The sequence below is a fragment of the Pedobacter sp. MC2016-14 genome (assembly GCF_020991475.1).
GTDB lineage: Bacteria > Bacteroidota > Bacteroidia > Sphingobacteriales > Sphingobacteriaceae > Pedobacter.
Map to the genome: position 1 here is coordinate 237,331 of NZ_JAJMPA010000002.1, position 17,727 is coordinate 255,057.

Sequence of the window (17,727 nt, forward strand, 5' to 3'; positions counted from 1 at the left end):
TTTATGTGAGTCCTGGAACAGGCAAAATTGCTCTTTGTAAATGTTCGGCCTTTTTCCTATAGGCCCAATAAAACACAATGGGATAAATAAACAGACAAAAGAGGGTATTGGTGATGAGCCCGCCTATCACCACAATGGCCAAGGGTTTAGATGCTTCAGCGCCAATGCCTGTAGATAATGCAGCAGGCATCAGGCCGATAGCAGCCATTAATGCGGTCATAATTACTGGCCTCATTCTACTGTAAACACCTTCTTTTACCGCATCCGCAAAGGTCCAGCCCGGCTTGTGTTTCAACTCAGCAATGTTGCTCTTAAACCTTGTGATTAAGATGACACCATTTTGAACGCAGATCCCAAAAAGTGCAATAAATCCAATTCCCGCAGAAATGTTAAAGTTAATTCCGGTAACCAAAATAGCCAGTACGCCGCCCACCATCGCAAAAGGTACATTGTTGAGCACCAGTAGGGAATCTTTGATATTGCCAAATAATACAAACAGGATAAAGAAGATCAGTAATAAACTAATGGGTACTGCAGTAGACAATTGGCTGGTTGCACGCTGCTGATTTTCGAAATCACCTGCCCATTCCAGCTTATATGCCTCTGGCAACTTAATTTCCTTTGCCACTTTAGCCTGGGCCTCCGCAATTACACTGCCCATATCACGCCCTCTAATGGAGAACTTAATAGCACCATAACGCTGGTGTTTGTCGCGGTAAATCATGCTGGGGCCTGTAATCTTTTTAATTGTCGCAATTTCACCCAGTGGTACTTTAGCGCCAGATAGGGTAGGGATCCTTAGTTTAGCAATAGAACTTTCATCCTTTCTAAAATCTTCCGGATAACGGATAATCAAATCAAATTTTCTTTCCCCTTCGTAGATTTCTGTCGCCGCCTTTCCGCCAATAGCCATCTCAATAATTGAGTTCGCATCTTCTGTGCGTACGCCGTACAATGCCATTTTGCTTTGACTAAGGTTAATTTGTAACTCAGGTTGCCCCAGGTTTCGCAAGATGCCAAGGTCTTCAATCCCTTCTACCGTTTTTAAAATCTGTTCAATTTTTTCTTCCTGTTCTTCAATAAACTCAAAGTCATCGCCAAACATTTTTACAACTATAGAGCCTTTTACCCCAGAAACCGCTTCTTCAACATTATCTGAAATGGGCTGAGAAAAATTTAGACTGATGCCTGGAAACCCTTTCAGTTTTTCCTGCATGCGTTCAATTAGCTGCTCTTTACTTTGTTTCCTTTTCCATTCTTTTCTTGGATAAATGTCTACATGAAATTCCATGTTGTAAAACCCTGTAGCATCTGTGCCATCATTTGGTCTCCCGGTTTGAGACATCACCTGCTTCACTTCGTCAAAACTCAGGAAGATTTTCCTCATTTCATTAGAAAGCTTTTTAGTTTCATCCAGAGAAATGCTAAGTGGGCCTGTGGCACGCACATAGATGGAACCTTCATCCAGTGTAGGTAAAAACTCTGTGCCCATAAACCGATAGCTAAACAGCCCAAGTATAAGGATGACCATGGAAATTCCAAAAGCAAGCTTTCTGAATTTAAAACAACGTTCATAGAAACGGAGTACGTATTTGCTTAAAAATTCAAGGAAGATGTTGTGTTTTTCCCTTACATCCTTTTTGAGCAAAACACTGGCCATTGCCGGAACAAGGGTAAAGGTGAGGATTAGTGCCCCTAATAGCGCAAAACTTAAGGTCCATGCCAGCGGAGAGAACATTTTTCCTTCTACCTTTTCAAAAGTAAATATCGGCAATAGCCCGGTAATGATGATCAGCTTAGCAAAAAAGATTCCCTTGCCGTTTTCCAGACAGGCTTTTTTAATCAGCCCTAGTTTGCTGAGCTTGTTAAATTGCTCCATTCCTACTTTTTTCGCTTTGTGGTCAAGCGCAACAAAAATGCCTTCTACCATCACAACGGCTCCGTCTATAATAATTCCAAAGTCAATGGCGCCCATTGACAAAAGGTTGGCTGACATGCCCTTTAATTTAAGGCAGATAAAAGCAAAAAGTAAAGCGAGTGGAATGATTAAAGAAACAATCAGCGTAGTACGCCAGTCGGCCATAAACAAAAATACTATAAGGGTTACAAATATAATCCCCTCCATCATATTACCCATTACAGTATGGGTGGCATAGTTTACCAGGTCTTCACGATCGTAAAAAGCATTGATTTTTACATCTCCGGGTAAAATACTGCTGTTAATGACTGCTATTTTTTCTTTTAGCCTGGCAATAACTTCGCTGGGGTTTTGACCTTTGCGCATCACTACTATGCCTTCAACAACATCAGGATCACGGTCGCGACCTACCTGGCCCAGTCTAGGTAAGGCCGCTTCCGTAACCTCTGCAATAGTTTTTACGTATACGGGTGTGCCGTTAACGTTATTAACTATAATGTTTTTAATTTCTTCTTTATTGTTCAGGATCCCAATTCCCCGCACTACATAGGCTTGTCCGCTTTGCACAATAACATCACCGCCAACATTGATGTTGCTCTTGGATACGGCCTCAAATAGTTCTGTAGCACTCACGCCATATTGTATGGCCTTTTGTGGATCAACTGTAATCTGATAGGTTTTAACCTCCCCACCAAAGCTCACCACATCAGCAATACCCGGTACAGCCAGCAGCTCGCGCTGTACCACCCAATCTTGCAGCGTTTTTAGTTCACGCACAGATTTCTGATCACTGCTTAGCGTGTACCTAAAAATCTCTCCGGTGGGGCCATATGGCGGTTGCACTTCAGGCCTCAGGCCTTCGGGCAAATCCGCATCTTCAATGTGGTTGTTCACCTGCACCCTGGCAAACTGGTAATCTACATCGTCCTCAAAAGTTACTTTTACAATCGATAAACCAAATAGGGAAGATGAACGAATACTAGTCCGCTTCTCGGTAGGGTTCATGGCAATCTCCAGCGGACGGCTTACAAATTTTTCCACTTCCTCGGCGCTTCTTCCCGGCCATTGGGTAATGATGGTGATGTTGGTATTGGTTACATCAGGAAAAGCCTCAATTGTAGTGTGTTTAAAACTTAAGTACCCTGCCAGGATCATGATAAATGTGGCAAAGAAAATGAAGTATTTGTTTTTTAGCGAGAAGCCAATAATTGTTTTAATAAAGCTGTTCATTATTTAATGCTTTCGTATAAAAATACTTGTTTAGAAGCCAAAATGCGGTCCCCGGCTTTTAATCCCTTGCTGATGTACGCTTTTTCACCGTTTTTACGACTGATTTCTATTTCCTGAATGCGCACTTTCTTTACAGGATCTAATACCACTACATAATTCCTGTTTTCATCAAAAATGATCCCCCTAGAATTTACGTAGGGCAAATCTGTGCCAGAACTAGCAGATACATTTACCATAGCCATCATTCCGGGTTTTAGCAAATGATCTGCATTGGCAATACGTACTCTTGCTTTCATAACCTTGCTGTCATCATCCAGTATATTGTAAATCTGATCTATTTTGCCCTTAAATGTTCTGTCAGGATAAGAGAGGATAGCGATGTTTACCGCATCGCCCTCCTTGATATTGGAAATGTCAGACTCGTAGATGTTGATTATGGCTGAAACGGAAGAAAGGTCTGCAATGGTAAAAAGGCTGTTATCATGATCAGGACGAAGCTGCATTCCTGTATTTATGCGCTTTTCTATAACAATGCCTGTTAAGGGTGATGTAATGGTATATACGCCATTTTTATTGCCCCCATTTAATTTTAAGGTGGCTTTGGCACGTTTATCTTCTGCTTGTTTAATCCTAAATTCGTTCTGCGCTTCTTTTAATTCCCTTGCAGAGGCAAGCCCGCTATTGAACAAATCTTGTGCTTGCTTTACATTTCTTTCTGCGGTATTTAACTCCGCGGCAGCACTAATTGCATCTTTGTCATATACGGCCATTTCAGCGCTGTTTACCACAGCAAGAACCTGTCCTTTGGTTATTTTATCACCTAATTTAACCGGGACACTAAATACGGTGCCACCTACCATCGGGAAGATTTCTGATTTTCGTTCCTCATCAGCGGCTATTTTTGCCGAAAAATTCAGCTCATTCTTTCCCTTGCCTTGTTGTACAGTGTCAACCAACAATTTGCTAATCAAGGAATCTGTGACCTCAAATTTTGTTTCTTTTGCGGTTTCTTTAGGATTACTGCAGCTCTGGCTGATCAGGGTTAACGCCCCCAAAAATAGTTTGCTGATGTTGTTCTTCAATTGCATGTCTTTATTTAAAAATGGCACTGCCAGTAACGTAATTAATTTCTTCTTTTGCATTCATCCTTTCGTATTTCAGGTTATTGAGCTGCAGCGTATGGGTTTTATAAGAGTCGTAGAAATCCAGAAATTCAATCAAACTGATGTTTCTGTTGCTAAAGTTTTTGCTCACTTCTGTCAGCATTTTGCTAAAGTCAGCATCAAAATTCAGGTCTATGCTTTGGTATAACTCTTCAGTTCTTAAAGCAGATCGATAACTGTTGTAGACTTCATTTTCCAACGCAGCTTCTTTTTGTTGCAGGTTATTGTTTCCGGCAGCTACTGCAATGCGGGCTTTTTTGATCTCTCCCTGATTTCTGTTGAACAACGGTATCGGAACTGATATGCCAAGGCCAGTGTACTTTTCAGGGTAATTGCCTTTTAAATCATAACTTAGCGAGAGTGCTACATCTGGCACTGCCAGGGCCCTTTGCAGCTTAAGTTGTTGCGTTGCAAAACCGAGTTCTGCCTTTGCCAGTTGCAAATCGGCACGGTTGGCTTTGGCCGCTTCCAGCAATTTAAAGTAAGACTGTTGCTTTAAATTAAACCCGCTTGTATCTGTAGTTTCAATTTTCAGCAAAAGCTTATTGCCTGGTTTTACGTTGGTCATTAATTTTAAAGTGGTTTCCAGGTCTTCAGCCTCATTACAAATGGTATTGTATTCAGCTTTAAGGTCATAAACCAATGATTTGATCCGGATAATGTCTTTTGTTGCCAGGTTACCTAGTTTCAATTGCTTTTCTGAAGCGTTTAGCAGTTGCGCTAACGCAGCAATCTGATTTTTATATACCGATGCAGACAATTGGGTATAATAACATTTGTAGAAATTGCTGCGGAGCTCATAACGCAGTGTTCTCATCACGTCAAAATAACCGTATTCAGCTACTTTAATTCCTGCATTGGCCAGTTGGATATTTTTGTTGCGTTTGCCGGCAAGCTTAATGACTTGTGATACCTGCGCATTAAACTGGCCCGTAGCCATAGAGGTTTCGAGGAATTTTCCAGTTTCATGATTGTAAAAAAGGTTCTCGTAACTCAGCTCAGGATTGTCAAATAGTTTCGCTGTAATCTTTTCTGCCTTTGCTTGTTCCGTTTGGTATTGTTGGGCTATGAGCTGGTAATTTCCTTCAAGAAACAACTGTTCAGCCTTGCGCAGGTTTAATCTCAGGGTATCTTGCGAATGTCCACTGCTACATAATGCAGTACTAAATAGTGTAATTAAGATCAGTTGAAGTTTCATCTCCAGCAAACCTATCAAGACGCAATTAAACTGAAATTAAAGGTGAATTAAAAGGAAATTAAAGTTTGCTGAATTGAATAGTAAAGGTAGTTCCTATGCCTTTTTCTGACTTTACACTGATGGTTCCATGGTATAAAGAGATGATTTTATGCGCCATGTACAGCCCCATTCCCGTTCCGGCATGTGCTTCTTTGGATGCGGAAGTATAAAATGGTCTGAAAATGTGTTGCAGTTGTTCCGCCGTCATACCAATTCCCCGATCGGTAATGTCAATATGGATACCAGCAGTTGTTACCTCTAATGTGCAACTCACAGCTTCCTGGTCTGAGAACTTCAAGGCATTAGAAATGATATTGTCTAAGGCTATTTGCAGCAACGTAGGATTACATTGAATGGTGAGGCTTTCTTCCTGCATAGGCAGGTCTTTCAGGTTTACAATGAACTTATTTTTTCCGGCTTTTAAGTTCCATTCCTGTTGAAGCTTCCAAATGAGTTCGTCAATGCGGAGGGCCTCTGTACGGTTTTCTCCATACTCAAGGTCTGCTTGCGCCAATACCAGCAGGCTACTGATGATGTTTTCCAGTTTGTCGGCATCTTCTAATACGCCCTGCAATGATTTCTGGTAATCTTCTTTACTTCTTTCCTGCGCCAAAGCGATTTCTGCGCCAATAATTAACCGGGTAACTGGTGTTCTGAGCTCATGAGAAGCATTGGCAACAAAAGTTTTTTGCAAAATAAATGCATGTTCTAAATGTGCAATCAGGTCATTGAAATTCTGCGCCAGCAGGTAAATTTCATCTTTATGGTTGCCTTCATCAACTCTAAAATCAAGGTTGTTGGATTTGATGCCTTTAACCTGGTCTATAAATACATTAAGCGGACTTAAAATCCTTTCGGCAATCCATCTTCCCGAAAGCAGAAGGCCAATAAAAATAATTAAGAAAACCACCATCATGATTTTCCATAATTTCTCAAGCCTGGTAATGGTGCCGTGGTCTATGGCAGAAGCCAGGATCACAAAGTTCCCTTGGTTATCTGAGTAGTAAATGCCTACAACTTGCCGGTTGCCTTCGGTATATTCAATTTTTTTTTGTTTCCTAACTTCGTTTACAGTTTGTGCGGTCCAGAATTGCTGATCGTCTCCAATAAAGGTAGCCGCATTTTTATCATTGTAAATCCGTGTAACTTCACCATTCAATTTTACAAGGTACTGTTGCCTTACACCGTCAAGCGCTTCAGCAGAGATTTCATCTGCCTCGAGGTATAACTTCGCTGTAACCATGGTGCGGTCAGTAAGTCGTTCAAAAAACTCACTTTGCATAAATTTAACAAAGGTAAAATAGACCATTGTTAATACACCAATGAGCACCAGCGTACTAATTAAGGTAAAATAAAGCGCCAGGCGGTCTTTTATTTTCATGCCTCTTTAAGGATGTAGCCCATGCCAATTTTGGTGTGAATTAAACGCTGATCGAAGTCTTTATCTATCTTTTTCCTTAAAAAATTGATATACACATCAATAACATTTGTTCCGGTATCAAAGCTGATGTCCCAGGCATGTTCTGCTATAAATTGCCGGGATAAAAGGCGGTTTGGGTTTCTGACAAAAAGTTCGAGTAAGGTGTATTCCTTTGCAGTAAGTTCGATGTCATTTCCTGCGCGCTGCACAGTTTTACTATAGGTATCTATGGTAATGTCGGCGAAGCTAAGGATGTTATTTTGTGTAACTTTTTTTCCACTCCTTCTTAGTAAAGCTTCAATCCTGGCCAGCAGTTCTTTAAAGTGAAATGGTTTTTGCAGGTAATCATCTGCACCAGAATTTAAACCAGTAACTTTATCTTCTACTGAACCTAAAGCGGTGAGCATTAAAATGGGGATTTCTTTATGGGTACTGCGGAGCTCCCTGCAGAGGGCTATTCCATTCATCCCGGGCATCATAATGTCCAGAATCACCAGGTCATACGGATCTTCCTGAAACCTGAACAAGGCTTCTTTACCATCAAGAAAGCCGTTAACCAGGTATCCATATTCTTCTAAACCGGTTTTGATTAGTCCGGCTATTTTAACATCATCTTCTGCTAATCCAATCTTGAACATGAGCAAATATAGTAGTATTTTGATCTTAGCAGTTCTTTAATCAATTAAAAGTGTACCTTTGCAAATTGTTGGGTAATTGCCAACATGCTGCTATTAAATATATTATGAAGAAGATTGCTGACTACAGGAAGTTATTGGGTGTACAAAAGGATGCCGAATTAAAAGATTTAAAAACCATATACAGGAATTTCATGAAGGAATTCCACCCTGATAAATTCCAGGAAGAGGAAGCAAGATTAGCTGCTGAAGCAAAAAGTAAGGAGATTATCGAAGCCTATCATTTTTTGGTGAGCATTGCGCCAGAAACTTTGGCGCTATCTCTTGAGGAATACACCAATACAACAGCAACTTGTGGTATTGCAGATTTTACCTGGGAGCGTCAAATTCTAAAGGTTCATTTTTTAGACGGTAGCGGCTATGAGTATTTTGAAGTTCCAAGAGCGGTATATGTGAAATTAGTTAATGCAGATTCTCCGGGTAGGTTTGCCCGCAGACATATTTTTAATGTGTTTCCATACCGCAACATTGTAAAGTTAGAAACAGCTTAAAAAAAATAATAAAGCTTATACAATAAAGTTCTGCTTTTTGCGTCTTTATATGGAGAGCGTTAATTTAGATGACGGGGATATTGCGAAAGTGGTATCCCCGTTTTTTTTATAGGTTTAAAAAATCAATTCTACTCAGAATGTTAGCATACAAGGCTTGTGAAGCTGGGAAAAGCGGAGTTTACATTTTGTAAATGAGCATTTTTAACAGCAAGCATAACGTAGTATGCTGATATTATCAGCAGAATTATAGCGGATATGCTGTATCGCTTTTAGTCTCTGAAAGAACAAAGAAACTTTGCACCGTACTGATGTTAGGCAAGGTTGCCAGTCTGTTTCTTAGAAATAAATGGTAAGTATCCATATCGCTAGTGGCAATGCGTAAAATAAAATCGAAGGCACCAGTCATCTGGTAGCATTCCATCACTTCAGAAAATTTAGCTACCTCACGCTCAAATTCAATCAGCGTTTCTGCAGTATGTTCTTTCAGTAATACCTGCGAAAAGGCAATCAGGCTTTTACCAATTTTTTTTCGGTCCAGTATGGCCACTATCTTTTTAATGTACCCCTGGTTTTTTAGCTTTCTGATTCTTTCATGGATGGTTGCAATAGATTTGTTGAGTTTAAAGGCCAGCTCCTTGTTGGTTAAGGTGGCGTCGTGTTGCATCAGTTTTAAAATTTCAATGTCTGTATAATCTAACTCTGGGTGCATATCGTACTTGTTACAAATGTGAAAAAATATGGTTAGGCTGTTTTTAAATGATTTAAGCCGGAAAAATGTGAAGCTTTGTTTGCAAAAATCTATAAAATTTCTGGAAATAAGGATAAGTGTTGACATTAAGATTTATAATTGCCAATTTTATCAAAAATATACAGTTTTTCCCCTTTCAATTTGCTGTTAAAAGTAAAAACGACTGGGTTAAATGTAGAAAAAGAACAATATCACCATAATTAAATAAACAAAATGAAGAAATTATTATTGTCTGCAATGGCTCTGGTTCCTGCCTTAGGTTTCGCCCAGAGTTCGGATTACACGTTAACAGCTAAAGTAAATGCATTAAAAGTGCCTGCAAAAGCTTATTTGAGCCGGACATTAGATGGTAAAAGAAAAATAGATTCTGCGGAAGTAGTGAATGGTGCTTTCACTTTTAAAGGTCAAATTGCTGAACCTACCCGGGCAGAGCTGATGCTTGACCATACCGGAGCAGGCCTGAAAGGCATGGGGCGTAATGCCGATATGAAAGTAGTGTACCTTGAAAAAGGCACTATTGTACTTAAAGGTAAAGATTCTGTTCAAAAAGCCATAGTAACAGGTTCTAAGTTTAATGCGGCGTACGATAAGTATACAGCAACCTACGCTGCTATAGATGATGCGATGGAAGCTTTGAATGCAGAATATGCTGCAGCGCCTGCAGAAAAGAAAAAAGACCAGGCTTTTATGGCTGGCTTAAGAGCTAGATACAGTGAGCTTGCTGCAAAAAAAGTAGCGGCGCAAACTGCCTATATCAAGCAAAACCCGGATTCTTATTTTAGCGCAACCGCACTAACAGAAATTGCGGGTTCCAGCATGGATGTGAGCAAAATTGAGCCACTTTACAAAGGGCTTTCTGCTGGTGTACGCGGAAACGCGGTTGGTATTGCGCTTGGAAAAGGGATAGAAAGTGCACGCGCAACTTCAATTGGCGCAATGGCTCCAGAATTTACGCAGAATGATGTAAACGATAAGCCAGTTAAGCTTTCGGATTTTAAAGGAAAATACGTGCTGATCGATTTTTGGGCTTCATGGTGCGGCCCATGTCGTGCTGAAAACCCAAGTGTAGTAAGAGCATATAATGAATATAAAGACAAAAATTTTACCGTACTTGGCGTTTCTTTAGATCAGCCAGGTAAAAAAGATGCCTGGTTGGCGGCTATTGAAAAAGATGGTTTAACCTGGACTCAGGTTTCTGATCTCCAGTTCTGGAACAATGCTGTAGCCAAACAATATGGCGTACGTAGTATTCCACAAAACTATTTGGTAGATCCTGCTGGTAAAATTGTGGCTAAGAACCTTCGTGGTGAAGCCCTGGATAAAAAATTAGCAGAATTGTTAGGCGCAAAAAGTAAATAAGCTTCGCGATTTTTGTTAAAGAATGTTAAATAATCCGAGATAGTACCCTCGTATTTCTCAATTCAATAGTTTTGCAAAAGGATTCTCCATTGGGGAATCCTTTATATTTTTGAACTAACTTATGATTAAAAGATTACAGTTATCAGTCGCTTTAGTGGCATTTGGCTTTTGTGGGGCCTTTGCACAGAATTTACCGCTGGATCCAAGTGTGAGAACAGGTAAGTTACCTAATGGGTTTACCTATTACATCAAGCACAACGAAGAACCGAAAGACAGGGTGGTATTATACCTTGCCAATAAAATTGGTTCTATATTGGAAACAGATGAACAACAAGGCTTAGCCCACTTTATGGAGCACATGAGCTTTAATGGTACTACACACTTTCCTAAAAACGCATTGATTGATTACCTGCAAAAAGCAGGTGTACGTTTTGGTGCGGATATTAATGCCTATACCAGTTTTGATGAAACGGTTTATCAATTGCCATTACCAACAGATAATCCTGAGGTGCTGAAAAACGGTATCCAGATTATGCGCGACTGGGCACAGGAAGCGGCTTTGGAAACCAGCGAAATTGACAAAGAGCGGGGTGTAATTTTAGAAGAAAAACGTTTGGGTAAAGGTGCTAAAGAACGCATGCAGACCCAATACTGGCCTGTAATATTAAATGGGTCCCGTTATGCCAATAGGCTGCCTATCGGTACAGATGAAGTTTTAATGAGCTTTAAACCCGAAACCATCCGTAGCTTTTATAAAGATTGGTACCGTCCGGATTTGCAGGCTTTAATTGTTGTTGGAGACATCAATGTAGACGAAATGGAGAAAACCATTAAGGCTAAGTTTTCTGACCTTAAAAATCCTGCTAATGAGAAAGCAAGAACAAAATATGATGTTGCGCTTACCGGCAAAAACCAATTTATCGCTGTAACAGATAAGGAAATGACTTCTACTGTTGCGCAGGTAATTATCAAGAGCCCTGAGGCTGAACTTAAAACAGCGGCAGACTACCGTAAAGCGATTGTAGAATCGTTATTTAACCAAATGTTGGGCGAACGCTACGGCGAGCTTGCGCAAAAGCCAAATCCGGCATATTTACAAGGTAGCGCAAATGCAGGCGAATTTATAGGTGGCCTCAATGCTTATACGGCAACTGTAGTTGCAAGACCAGGTAAAGGAGAACTTGAAAAAGGTTTTAAAGCTGTATGGCGTGAAACCGTACGGGCAAAGAAATTTGGCTTTACCGAAGCTGAGCTTAACCGCGCTAAAACAAGTTACCAAAACAGTATGGAGGCTGGCTACAAAGAACGGGATAAGGCACCTTCTGAAGGTTTTGTAAAAGAATATCTGCAATACTTTCTGAAGGGAAATGCTGCGCCTGGTATTGATGTAGAATATAAATTGGTACAAAAAGAACTTCCGGGAATTACGTTAGCTGATGTGAACGCAGTAGGTACGGCTTACATCAAAAATACAGACCGTGATATTCTGGTAATGGCCCCTGATAAGGATAAAGCAGATTTGCCAAATGAGGCAACACTATTGTCATGGATTGCCGCAGTAGAAGCAGAAGATTTGAAACCGCTTACAGAAGAAAGTAATGCGAAACCTTTATTGGCTAAAAAGCCGGTTAAAGGGAAAATAGTTGCAGAGAAAAAAGATGCGGAACTAAACATTACCACGCTTACGCTGAGTAATGGTATAAAAGTGGTGTTGAAGCCAACAGATTATAAAAATAATGAAGTTATTTTTAGTGGCTTTGCACCGGGTGGCACATCCCTTTATGCAGATAAAGATTACCAAAGTGCAGCAAATGCATCGGGGATTATTGCTTCTTTCGGGATTGGTAATTATTCGATTACAGAGTTGAGTAAGTTTTTAACCGGCAAACAGCTGAGCGTAAAAGCTTCAATTAGCGAACGTAATCAAAGCGTAGGCGGTGGTGCTACACCTAAAGATCTTCCCCTGGCGTTAGAGTTGATGTACGCCTATTTTACTGAGCCCCGTAAAGATCAGGCTCAATTTGAAAGCATCATTAGCCGTTCTAAAGCAGGATTGGCCAACCGGGGTAATGATCCTAATAGTGTGTTCCAGGATACTGCTGCTGCTGTGATGAGCAATTATAACATCCGCAGAACTGGACCAACTCTTGCAAAGCTTGATCAGATTAACCTGGATAGGGTATATGAGATTTATAAGGAGCGTTTTGCAGATGCAGGTGGTTTTACATTCACCTTTGTAGGTAGTTTTACCGTGGATAGCATTAAGCCTTTAATTGAACAGTACATCGCCAGCTTACCTTCTACCAAAAATGTGGTGAAGGCAAAAGACCTGGGGATTCAGATTCCGGCCGGAAAAATCTCTAAAACGGTTTATAAAGGTACTGAACCAAAAGCCACTGTACAGTTGATTTTTTCTGGTCCGTTTGAATACAATTTAGCTAATAATATTGAATTACAGTCGCTAAAAGAAGCATTGGAGATTAGATTACTGGAGCGTTTAAGAGAAGAAGAAGGTGGGGTATATACGCCGTCTGCACAAGCTGGAAGCTCTAAATTTCCTCAGCCACGTTATACAATGGGCATTTCTTTCGGCTGTTCTCCTGCAAATGTGGATAAGCTAATTGCTTCTGCGTTAGATGAGGTAAATACATTGAGAACTGTGGGTCCTCCGCAAGTAAACGTTGATAAACTTAAGGCTGAAGAACGCAGACAACGTGAGACTTCTGTGAAAACCAATGAATATTGGATCGGATATTTAAATGGATGTTTACAAAATGGAGATGACTTCAGTTTAAGAAAAAGCTATGACGGCTTGCTGGACAAAGTAAGCCCGGCCAGTTTAAAAGCATTTGCACAAAAATACCTGAGCGGTAAAAACCTGATCACACTGGTTTTATTGCCAGAGGCTGGTACTGCAAAATCTAAATAACCGGAGGCTTGGGCCTGAATCTTCGGATTGGGCCCATTGCCCGGTTTTTATAGCCGTGCAGCATCGTATTGATCAATACAACAGCAGCAACGACATATGCGGTATACGCAACAATGTCGTTGCTGTTTGTGTTTTTAACGCCAATGGCTACAATTCCCCAGACAGCGGCCGTAGCATATTCCCGCATATTGCGCTTCCAGATCATGGTAATTAAAATGGCCGTTGCCACAAGCAGCATCAACATTGCCCAAAAGGTAGGTGTAAGCGGACTTCCAGTCCAGCCCAATGAGGTAAGCCAGGCGGAAACATTTGCCATAAATGCGATGTTAACCCAGCCAAAATACAGGCTGATGGGCCACCAGATAAAGGCAATAGTTACAAATGGTGCATCCCATTTTTCCATGTTTAAGTTTAAAACGATCCTTAACAAGGAACCGAAAAGAACCATCATGATAAATACCGAAAGCGTAATGTAGTTGTGGAGGAAAGCCAGTACCCAACTTGCATTTGCCAGGTTTGCCACAATAAACCATCCGCCTATTTTTAAGACAAAATCATTGTTTACTTTCGGTGTAAAAATGTCCAGAAGCTGGTACAAAGCCAAAGCAAGTAGTCCGATGTAAATGAAGCCCCAGATGCTAAATGCATAACCTGCAGGCGTAAATAAATTCAAATACTGATCTGATATTGCTTTCATAGAAAGGCCTATTTGTGTATTTGCATAGTAATTTACCCAGATTGTAAATAATAACGTGGCCAGATTGGCAAATTGAAGAAGTCTTTTCAAAGTATATATATTAAGATCTGGGCTGTAATGCGCCAAAAACATGCCAGTTCTGTACGCCATTTTGCAAAAATTGTTATATTTACAAGAACTAACTGTAAACACATTTACAATTATCTGTTATGAAAAGATTGTTTAATACCAACTACAACCATCAGGCGCTTGATGTCGCATTACTTATTTTAAGGTTATCCATAGCTGCTTTAATGCTCAGCCATGGCTTGTTAAAATTAGATAGTTTGTTGGCTGGAAATATGAAATTTGCTGATCCTATTGGCGTTGGTGAACCTGCCTCTCTTATTTTGGCCGTATTTGCTGAAGTTGGTTGCTCTATACTTATTGCCCTGGGTTTAGCAACGAGGCTGGCTGTTCTACCTTTAATATTTACAATGGTTATCGCAGTATTTGTTATACATGCTACAGATGGCTTTGCCAAACAGGAGATGGGCTTACATTATTTGCTGGTCTACGTTTTTCTCTTGCTTTCGGGCGCAGGTAAGTTTAGTATAGATTACCTCATTAATCGCAGCAACAGCCGTTTAAGACGTAAGTACTAGAAAAGGCCTTAACTCGTTATAGCATCATGAAGAAAATCATTTTAGTTTGTCTAACGGCAATTATTATACAAAGCTGTGGAATTAATAAACAAGCGCAGCAGATCAAAGCATTGGAAAAATGTACCTACAAAATCATATCGGCAGATAACATATCGATAGCCGGTGCCGATATCACCAAATTGCTTGGTAGTAAAAACATCAGCATGAGTAGTTTACCCGGATTGGCATTGGGGATGTTAAGGAAAGACATTCCATTACGTGCCAACCTGAATATGGAAATTACGAATCCGGCTGGCAGCGATGCAGCAATCAATGAATTTGAATACAAAATTCTTATCAATAACGAGGAGCTTGCTACTGGATTTGTAAACCAGCAAGTAACAATTGATGCAGGACAGTCTACACGTGTTCCTGTGGCGGTAAATGCCAATGTATATTCACTCTTCTCCAATGGAAAGGTTATGGACGACGTGATGAAGTTTTTTCAGGCAAAAGACAGTGGACAGGAGCAAAAGGGCATGGTGACACTTAAGATCAGACCCAGCTTTATGGTTGGTGGCACACTGGTAAAATATCCAGGATTTATTACTATTGATAAGGAAATTAGCAGCAAAATTCTCCTCTAGTACAATTTCATGAAATTTAGATTATTAGTTCTTTTAACGCTCCCCGTTTTATCTTTCAACACATTTGCCCAAACTTCGCCACAGCTCAATGCTGCCGAAATAAAACAAGGTTTGGAAGAATTAGCGGTTACCGGTAGCCTGCTTTATATCGCCGCCCATCCAGATGATGAAAATACACGTTTGCTGGCCTGGATGGCACGCGAAAAGAAAGTGCGTACTGGTTACCTTGCTTTAACAAGGGGAGATGGGGGACAGAACCTAATTGGTACAGAACAAGCCGATTTATTGGGCTTAATCCGTACGCAGGAACTGTTGGCTGCCAGAAGAACAGATGGTGCAGAACAGTTTTTTACAAGAGCCAATGATTTTGGTTTTTCAAAAAATGCAGAAGAAAGCTTTAAAACCTGGGACAAGCAGAAAATACTCGGAGATGTAGTTTGGGTAATCCGTAAATTTCGTCCCGATGTAATTGTTACGCGTTTTCCCGAAGATGCACGTGCAGGTCATGGGCATCATTCCGCATCGGCGATATTGGCCAGAGAAGCATTTTTTGCAGCAGCAGATCCTAAAAAATTCCCTGAACAGTTATCCAAAGTAAAAGTTTGGCAGGCCAAACGGATCCTTTGGAATACCTTTAATTTTGGTGGTAACAATACCACCTCCGAAAGTCAGTTGAAACTTGATGTTGGTGCTTATAATCAATTGTTAGGTAAAGGGTATGGTGAAATTTCTGCAGACAGCAGGTCTAACCACAAAAGCCAGGGTTTTGGTTCAGCAAAACAAAGAGGACAGGCCATAGAGTATTTTAGTCCAACAGCCGGAACAGCGGCTCAAAAAGACTTGTTTGAAGGAATAGACTTAAGCTGGACCAGGGTAAAAGGCAGTACGGAAATCAGTAAACTGATACAGCAGCTTAATCAAGACTACCAGATTGCCCAGCCCTCCAAAAGCCTTCCTTTACTGGCTAAAATTTTAACCGCCCTGGAGCAGTTGAAAGGAGAGGAAGGAGAATACTGGAAAATCCAGAAGATCAAGCAAGTTAAAACCCTCATCATTGCTGCATCGGGTTTGTGGTTTGAAAGCTACGGACAGCAACCTGAGTACGCGGTTGGTGATGATATGCACATCAATTCCCAGGTATTAATCAGGGCAGGGAATTCAATCCGTCTTGAAGCTATTACAGGGATCAGTGCCATTCCCCAAACCCTGGTTTCAACGGATAATCAGGTGCAGAATTTTGAAAGTACCATGCCTGCTGTTGAGTTATCCCAGGCCTATTGGCTGGCCGAAAAGCATCCTATTGGTTCCTACACGGTGAACGATCCTTTATTAATTGGCTATCCCGAAAATCCGGGACCTCCTACCGTTACCTATACTTTTAACATAGAAGGGAAATCCATATCGTTTGATCGTCCCGTAGTTTACAAATATACAGATCCGGTTAAAGGCGAAATCTATCAGCCATTGGTTATTGCACCTCCTGTAACTGCAACCCTGTCAGAAAAAGCATACGTGTTTAACGGGCAGTCACCAAAAGTGCTTAAAGTACAGTTAAGGGGTTTTGCAGCTGCTGCATCCGGTTACCTTCAGCCAAAAATTCCTCAGGGCTGGAAAGTAAGTCCTGAAAAACTAGACATCAGTTTGGCGAAAGGCGCCATGCAAAGTGTAGAATTTGTAGTCACACCGGCAGGAAAAACCGAAAAAGGTGTGTTTGGCATTGATGTGGTCTTAAACCATAAAACCTATCATGAGGGTTATAAGATCGTTCGTTACGACCACATTCCACTACAGACCTTATTTCCGCTTGCTGAAGCTAATGTAGCGCAGATCGACCTTAAATTTTCGGGAGGAAAGCGGATTGCTTATCTTGCAGGAGCGGGCGATTTGGTGCCCGAGGCTTTAAAGGAAATTGGGTACGATGTAACGATGCTAAATGAAAGCCAGGTCATCAATTCAGATCCTGCAACACTTTCTTCATTTGATGCCATCATTACTGGTGTACGTTTTTATAACATCAATGAGCAGGCAAAAGTCTTGCAGCCAAAGTTGATGCAATATGTAGCCAATGGGGGAACATTTCTGGTGCAATACAATGTAAATACCCCGCTTAAAATTAATGATATTGGCCCTTATCCCTTTCGCTTAAGCAGAGATCGGGTTACGGAAGAAGATGCTGAGGTCAGTTTTTTGGCACCTGAACATCCAGCCTTGAACTATCCGAATAAAATTACCGCTAAAGATTTTGAAGGTTGGGTGCAAGAACGGGGAATCTATTTTGCTACGGACCTGGACCCTAAATATACCCCTATTTTAAGTATGCATGATACCAACGAAAAGGCAGGTGATGGTTCATTGATTATAGCTGGTTATGGTAAAGGCAAATTTGTTTATACCTCGCTGGTATTTTTTAGAGAATTACCTGCAGGTGTGCCGGGCGCTTACCGACTGTTTGTAAACTTAATCTCTAATCCTAAAAAATAAGTGATGGAGCAGCAGAAACCCGAAAATGATCTTCCTCCATTTGTTAAAAGCTGGAAACAATTTTACAGGTTGCTGGTAGGCTGGCTGCT

General features: G+C 40.8%; 13 protein-coding genes. 6 read left to right on the forward strand and 7 right to left on the reverse strand.

Annotated features, from left to right (window positions below; translation table 11 throughout):
* Window position 1: 1 nt before the first annotated feature.
* From LPB86_RS13365 to LPB86_RS13385, 5 genes are read right to left on the reverse strand one after another with little or no spacing between them, the layout of a single operon-like run.
* Complete coding sequence (locus tag LPB86_RS13365; RefSeq protein WP_230644727.1) at window positions 2-3,148, reverse strand: efflux RND transporter permease subunit; 3,147 nt, start codon at window positions 3,146-3,148, stop codon at window positions 2-4.
* Window positions 3,148-4,290 carry an efflux RND transporter periplasmic adaptor subunit gene (locus LPB86_RS13370; RefSeq protein WP_230644729.1) on the reverse strand — a complete coding sequence of 381 codons (1,143 nt, stop codon included), beginning with the start codon at window positions 4,288-4,290 and terminating at the stop codon, window positions 3,148-3,150. Before LPB86_RS13370 ends, LPB86_RS13365 begins: the two co-directional genes overlap by 1 nt.
* Window positions 4,241-5,509 (reverse strand): TolC family protein, encoded by a 1,269-nt coding sequence (locus LPB86_RS13375; RefSeq protein WP_230644731.1) that lies wholly within the window; start codon window positions 5,507-5,509, stop codon window positions 4,241-4,243. Before LPB86_RS13375 ends, LPB86_RS13370 begins: the two co-directional genes overlap by 50 nt.
* Before the next feature lie 58 nt (window positions 5,510-5,567).
* On the reverse strand, window positions 5,568-6,929 hold the full coding sequence (locus LPB86_RS13380; protein ID WP_230644733.1) for an ATP-binding protein: 1,362 nt from the start codon (window positions 6,927-6,929) through the stop codon (window positions 5,568-5,570).
* Complete coding sequence (locus LPB86_RS13385; RefSeq protein ID WP_230644735.1) at window positions 6,926-7,606, reverse strand: response regulator transcription factor; 681 nt, start codon at window positions 7,604-7,606, stop codon at window positions 6,926-6,928. The genes LPB86_RS13380 and LPB86_RS13385 overlap by 4 nt, the downstream gene beginning before the upstream one ends.
* A 104-nt stretch (window positions 7,607-7,710) precedes the next feature.
* On the opposite strand from LPB86_RS13385, the gene LPB86_RS13390 reads away from it, so the two are divergent.
* Window positions 7,711-8,154 carry a KTSC domain-containing protein gene (locus tag LPB86_RS13390; RefSeq protein WP_230644737.1) on the forward strand — a complete coding sequence of 148 codons (444 nt, stop codon included), beginning with the start codon at window positions 7,711-7,713 and terminating at the stop codon, window positions 8,152-8,154.
* 244 nt (window positions 8,155-8,398) lie between these two features.
* Here the strand turns inward: LPB86_RS13390 and LPB86_RS13395 are convergent, their stop codons facing one another.
* The gene (locus LPB86_RS13395; protein WP_230644739.1) at window positions 8,399-8,863 is read right to left on the reverse strand and encodes an Lrp/AsnC family transcriptional regulator; all 465 of its coding nucleotides are present in this window, start codon (window positions 8,861-8,863) and stop codon (window positions 8,399-8,401) included.
* Window positions 8,864-9,115: 252 nt separating this feature from the next.
* Between LPB86_RS13395 and LPB86_RS13400 the strand changes: the two genes are divergently transcribed.
* On the forward strand, window positions 9,116-10,261 hold the full coding sequence (locus LPB86_RS13400) for a TlpA disulfide reductase family protein (protein WP_230644741.1): 1,146 nt from the start codon (window positions 9,116-9,118) through the stop codon (window positions 10,259-10,261).
* Between the two features lie 121 nt (window positions 10,262-10,382).
* On the forward strand, window positions 10,383-13,190 hold the full coding sequence (locus LPB86_RS13405) for a pitrilysin family protein (protein WP_230644743.1): 2,808 nt from the start codon (window positions 10,383-10,385) through the stop codon (window positions 13,188-13,190).
* Here the strand turns inward: LPB86_RS13405 and LPB86_RS13410 are convergent.
* On the reverse strand, window positions 13,183-13,887 hold the full coding sequence (locus LPB86_RS13410) for a hypothetical protein (RefSeq protein WP_230644745.1): 705 nt from the start codon (window positions 13,885-13,887) through the stop codon (window positions 13,183-13,185). The genes LPB86_RS13405 and LPB86_RS13410 overlap by 8 nt on opposite strands.
* Window positions 13,888-14,096: 209 nt before the next feature.
* Here LPB86_RS13410 and LPB86_RS13415 point away from each other — a divergent pair, with 209 nt between their 5' ends.
* Genes LPB86_RS13415 through LPB86_RS13425 form a run of 3 tightly spaced genes read left to right on the forward strand, consistent with a single transcriptional unit; the run spans window position 14,097 to window position 17,638 of the window.
* Window positions 14,097-14,531 carry a DoxX family protein gene (locus LPB86_RS13415; RefSeq protein WP_230644747.1) on the forward strand — a complete coding sequence of 145 codons (435 nt, stop codon included), beginning with the start codon at window positions 14,097-14,099 and terminating at the stop codon, window positions 14,529-14,531.
* A gap of 26 nt (window positions 14,532-14,557) precedes the next feature.
* Complete coding sequence (locus LPB86_RS13420) at window positions 14,558-15,157, forward strand: LEA type 2 family protein (RefSeq protein WP_230644749.1); 600 nt, start codon at window positions 14,558-14,560, stop codon at window positions 15,155-15,157.
* Window positions 15,158-15,166: 9 nt separating this feature from the next.
* Window positions 15,167-17,638, forward strand: coding sequence for a PIG-L family deacetylase (locus LPB86_RS13425; RefSeq protein WP_230644751.1), 2,472 nt, complete (start codon window positions 15,167-15,169; stop codon window positions 17,636-17,638).
* The last annotated feature ends 89 nt before the right edge of the window (window positions 17,639-17,727 follow it).

Excerpts from the sequence above, each read along its gene's own strand:
- LPB86_RS13365 (WP_230644727.1), bottom strand. The coding sequence starts at position 3,148 with ATGAACAGCTTTATTAAAACAATTATTGGCTTCTCGCTAAAAAACAAA.
- LPB86_RS13370 (WP_230644729.1), bottom strand. The coding sequence starts at position 4,290 with ATGCAAAAGAAGAAATTAATTACGTTACTGGCAGTGCCATTTTTAAAT.
- LPB86_RS13375 (WP_230644731.1), bottom strand. The coding sequence starts at position 5,509 with ATGAAACTTCAACTGATCTTAATTACACTATTTAGTACTGCATTATGT.
- LPB86_RS13380 (WP_230644733.1), bottom strand. The coding sequence starts at position 6,929 with ATGAAAATAAAAGACCGCCTGGCGCTTTATTTTACCTTAATTAGTACG.
- LPB86_RS13385 (WP_230644735.1), bottom strand. The coding sequence starts at position 7,606 with ATGTTCAAGATTGGATTAGCAGAAGATGATGTTAAAATAGCCGGACTA.
- LPB86_RS13390 (WP_230644737.1), top strand. The coding sequence starts at position 7,711 with ATGAAGAAGATTGCTGACTACAGGAAGTTATTGGGTGTACAAAAGGAT.
- LPB86_RS13395 (WP_230644739.1), bottom strand. The coding sequence starts at position 8,863 with ATGCACCCAGAGTTAGATTATACAGACATTGAAATTTTAAAACTGATG.
- LPB86_RS13400 (WP_230644741.1), top strand. The coding sequence starts at position 9,116 with ATGAAGAAATTATTATTGTCTGCAATGGCTCTGGTTCCTGCCTTAGGT.
- LPB86_RS13405 (WP_230644743.1), top strand. The coding sequence starts at position 10,383 with ATGATTAAAAGATTACAGTTATCAGTCGCTTTAGTGGCATTTGGCTTT.
- LPB86_RS13410 (WP_230644745.1), bottom strand. The coding sequence starts at position 13,887 with ATGAAAGCAATATCAGATCAGTATTTGAATTTATTTACGCCTGCAGGT.
- LPB86_RS13415 (WP_230644747.1), top strand. The coding sequence starts at position 14,097 with ATGAAAAGATTGTTTAATACCAACTACAACCATCAGGCGCTTGATGTC.
- LPB86_RS13420 (WP_230644749.1), top strand. The coding sequence starts at position 14,558 with ATGAAGAAAATCATTTTAGTTTGTCTAACGGCAATTATTATACAAAGC.
- LPB86_RS13425 (WP_230644751.1), top strand. The coding sequence starts at position 15,167 with ATGAAATTTAGATTATTAGTTCTTTTAACGCTCCCCGTTTTATCTTTC.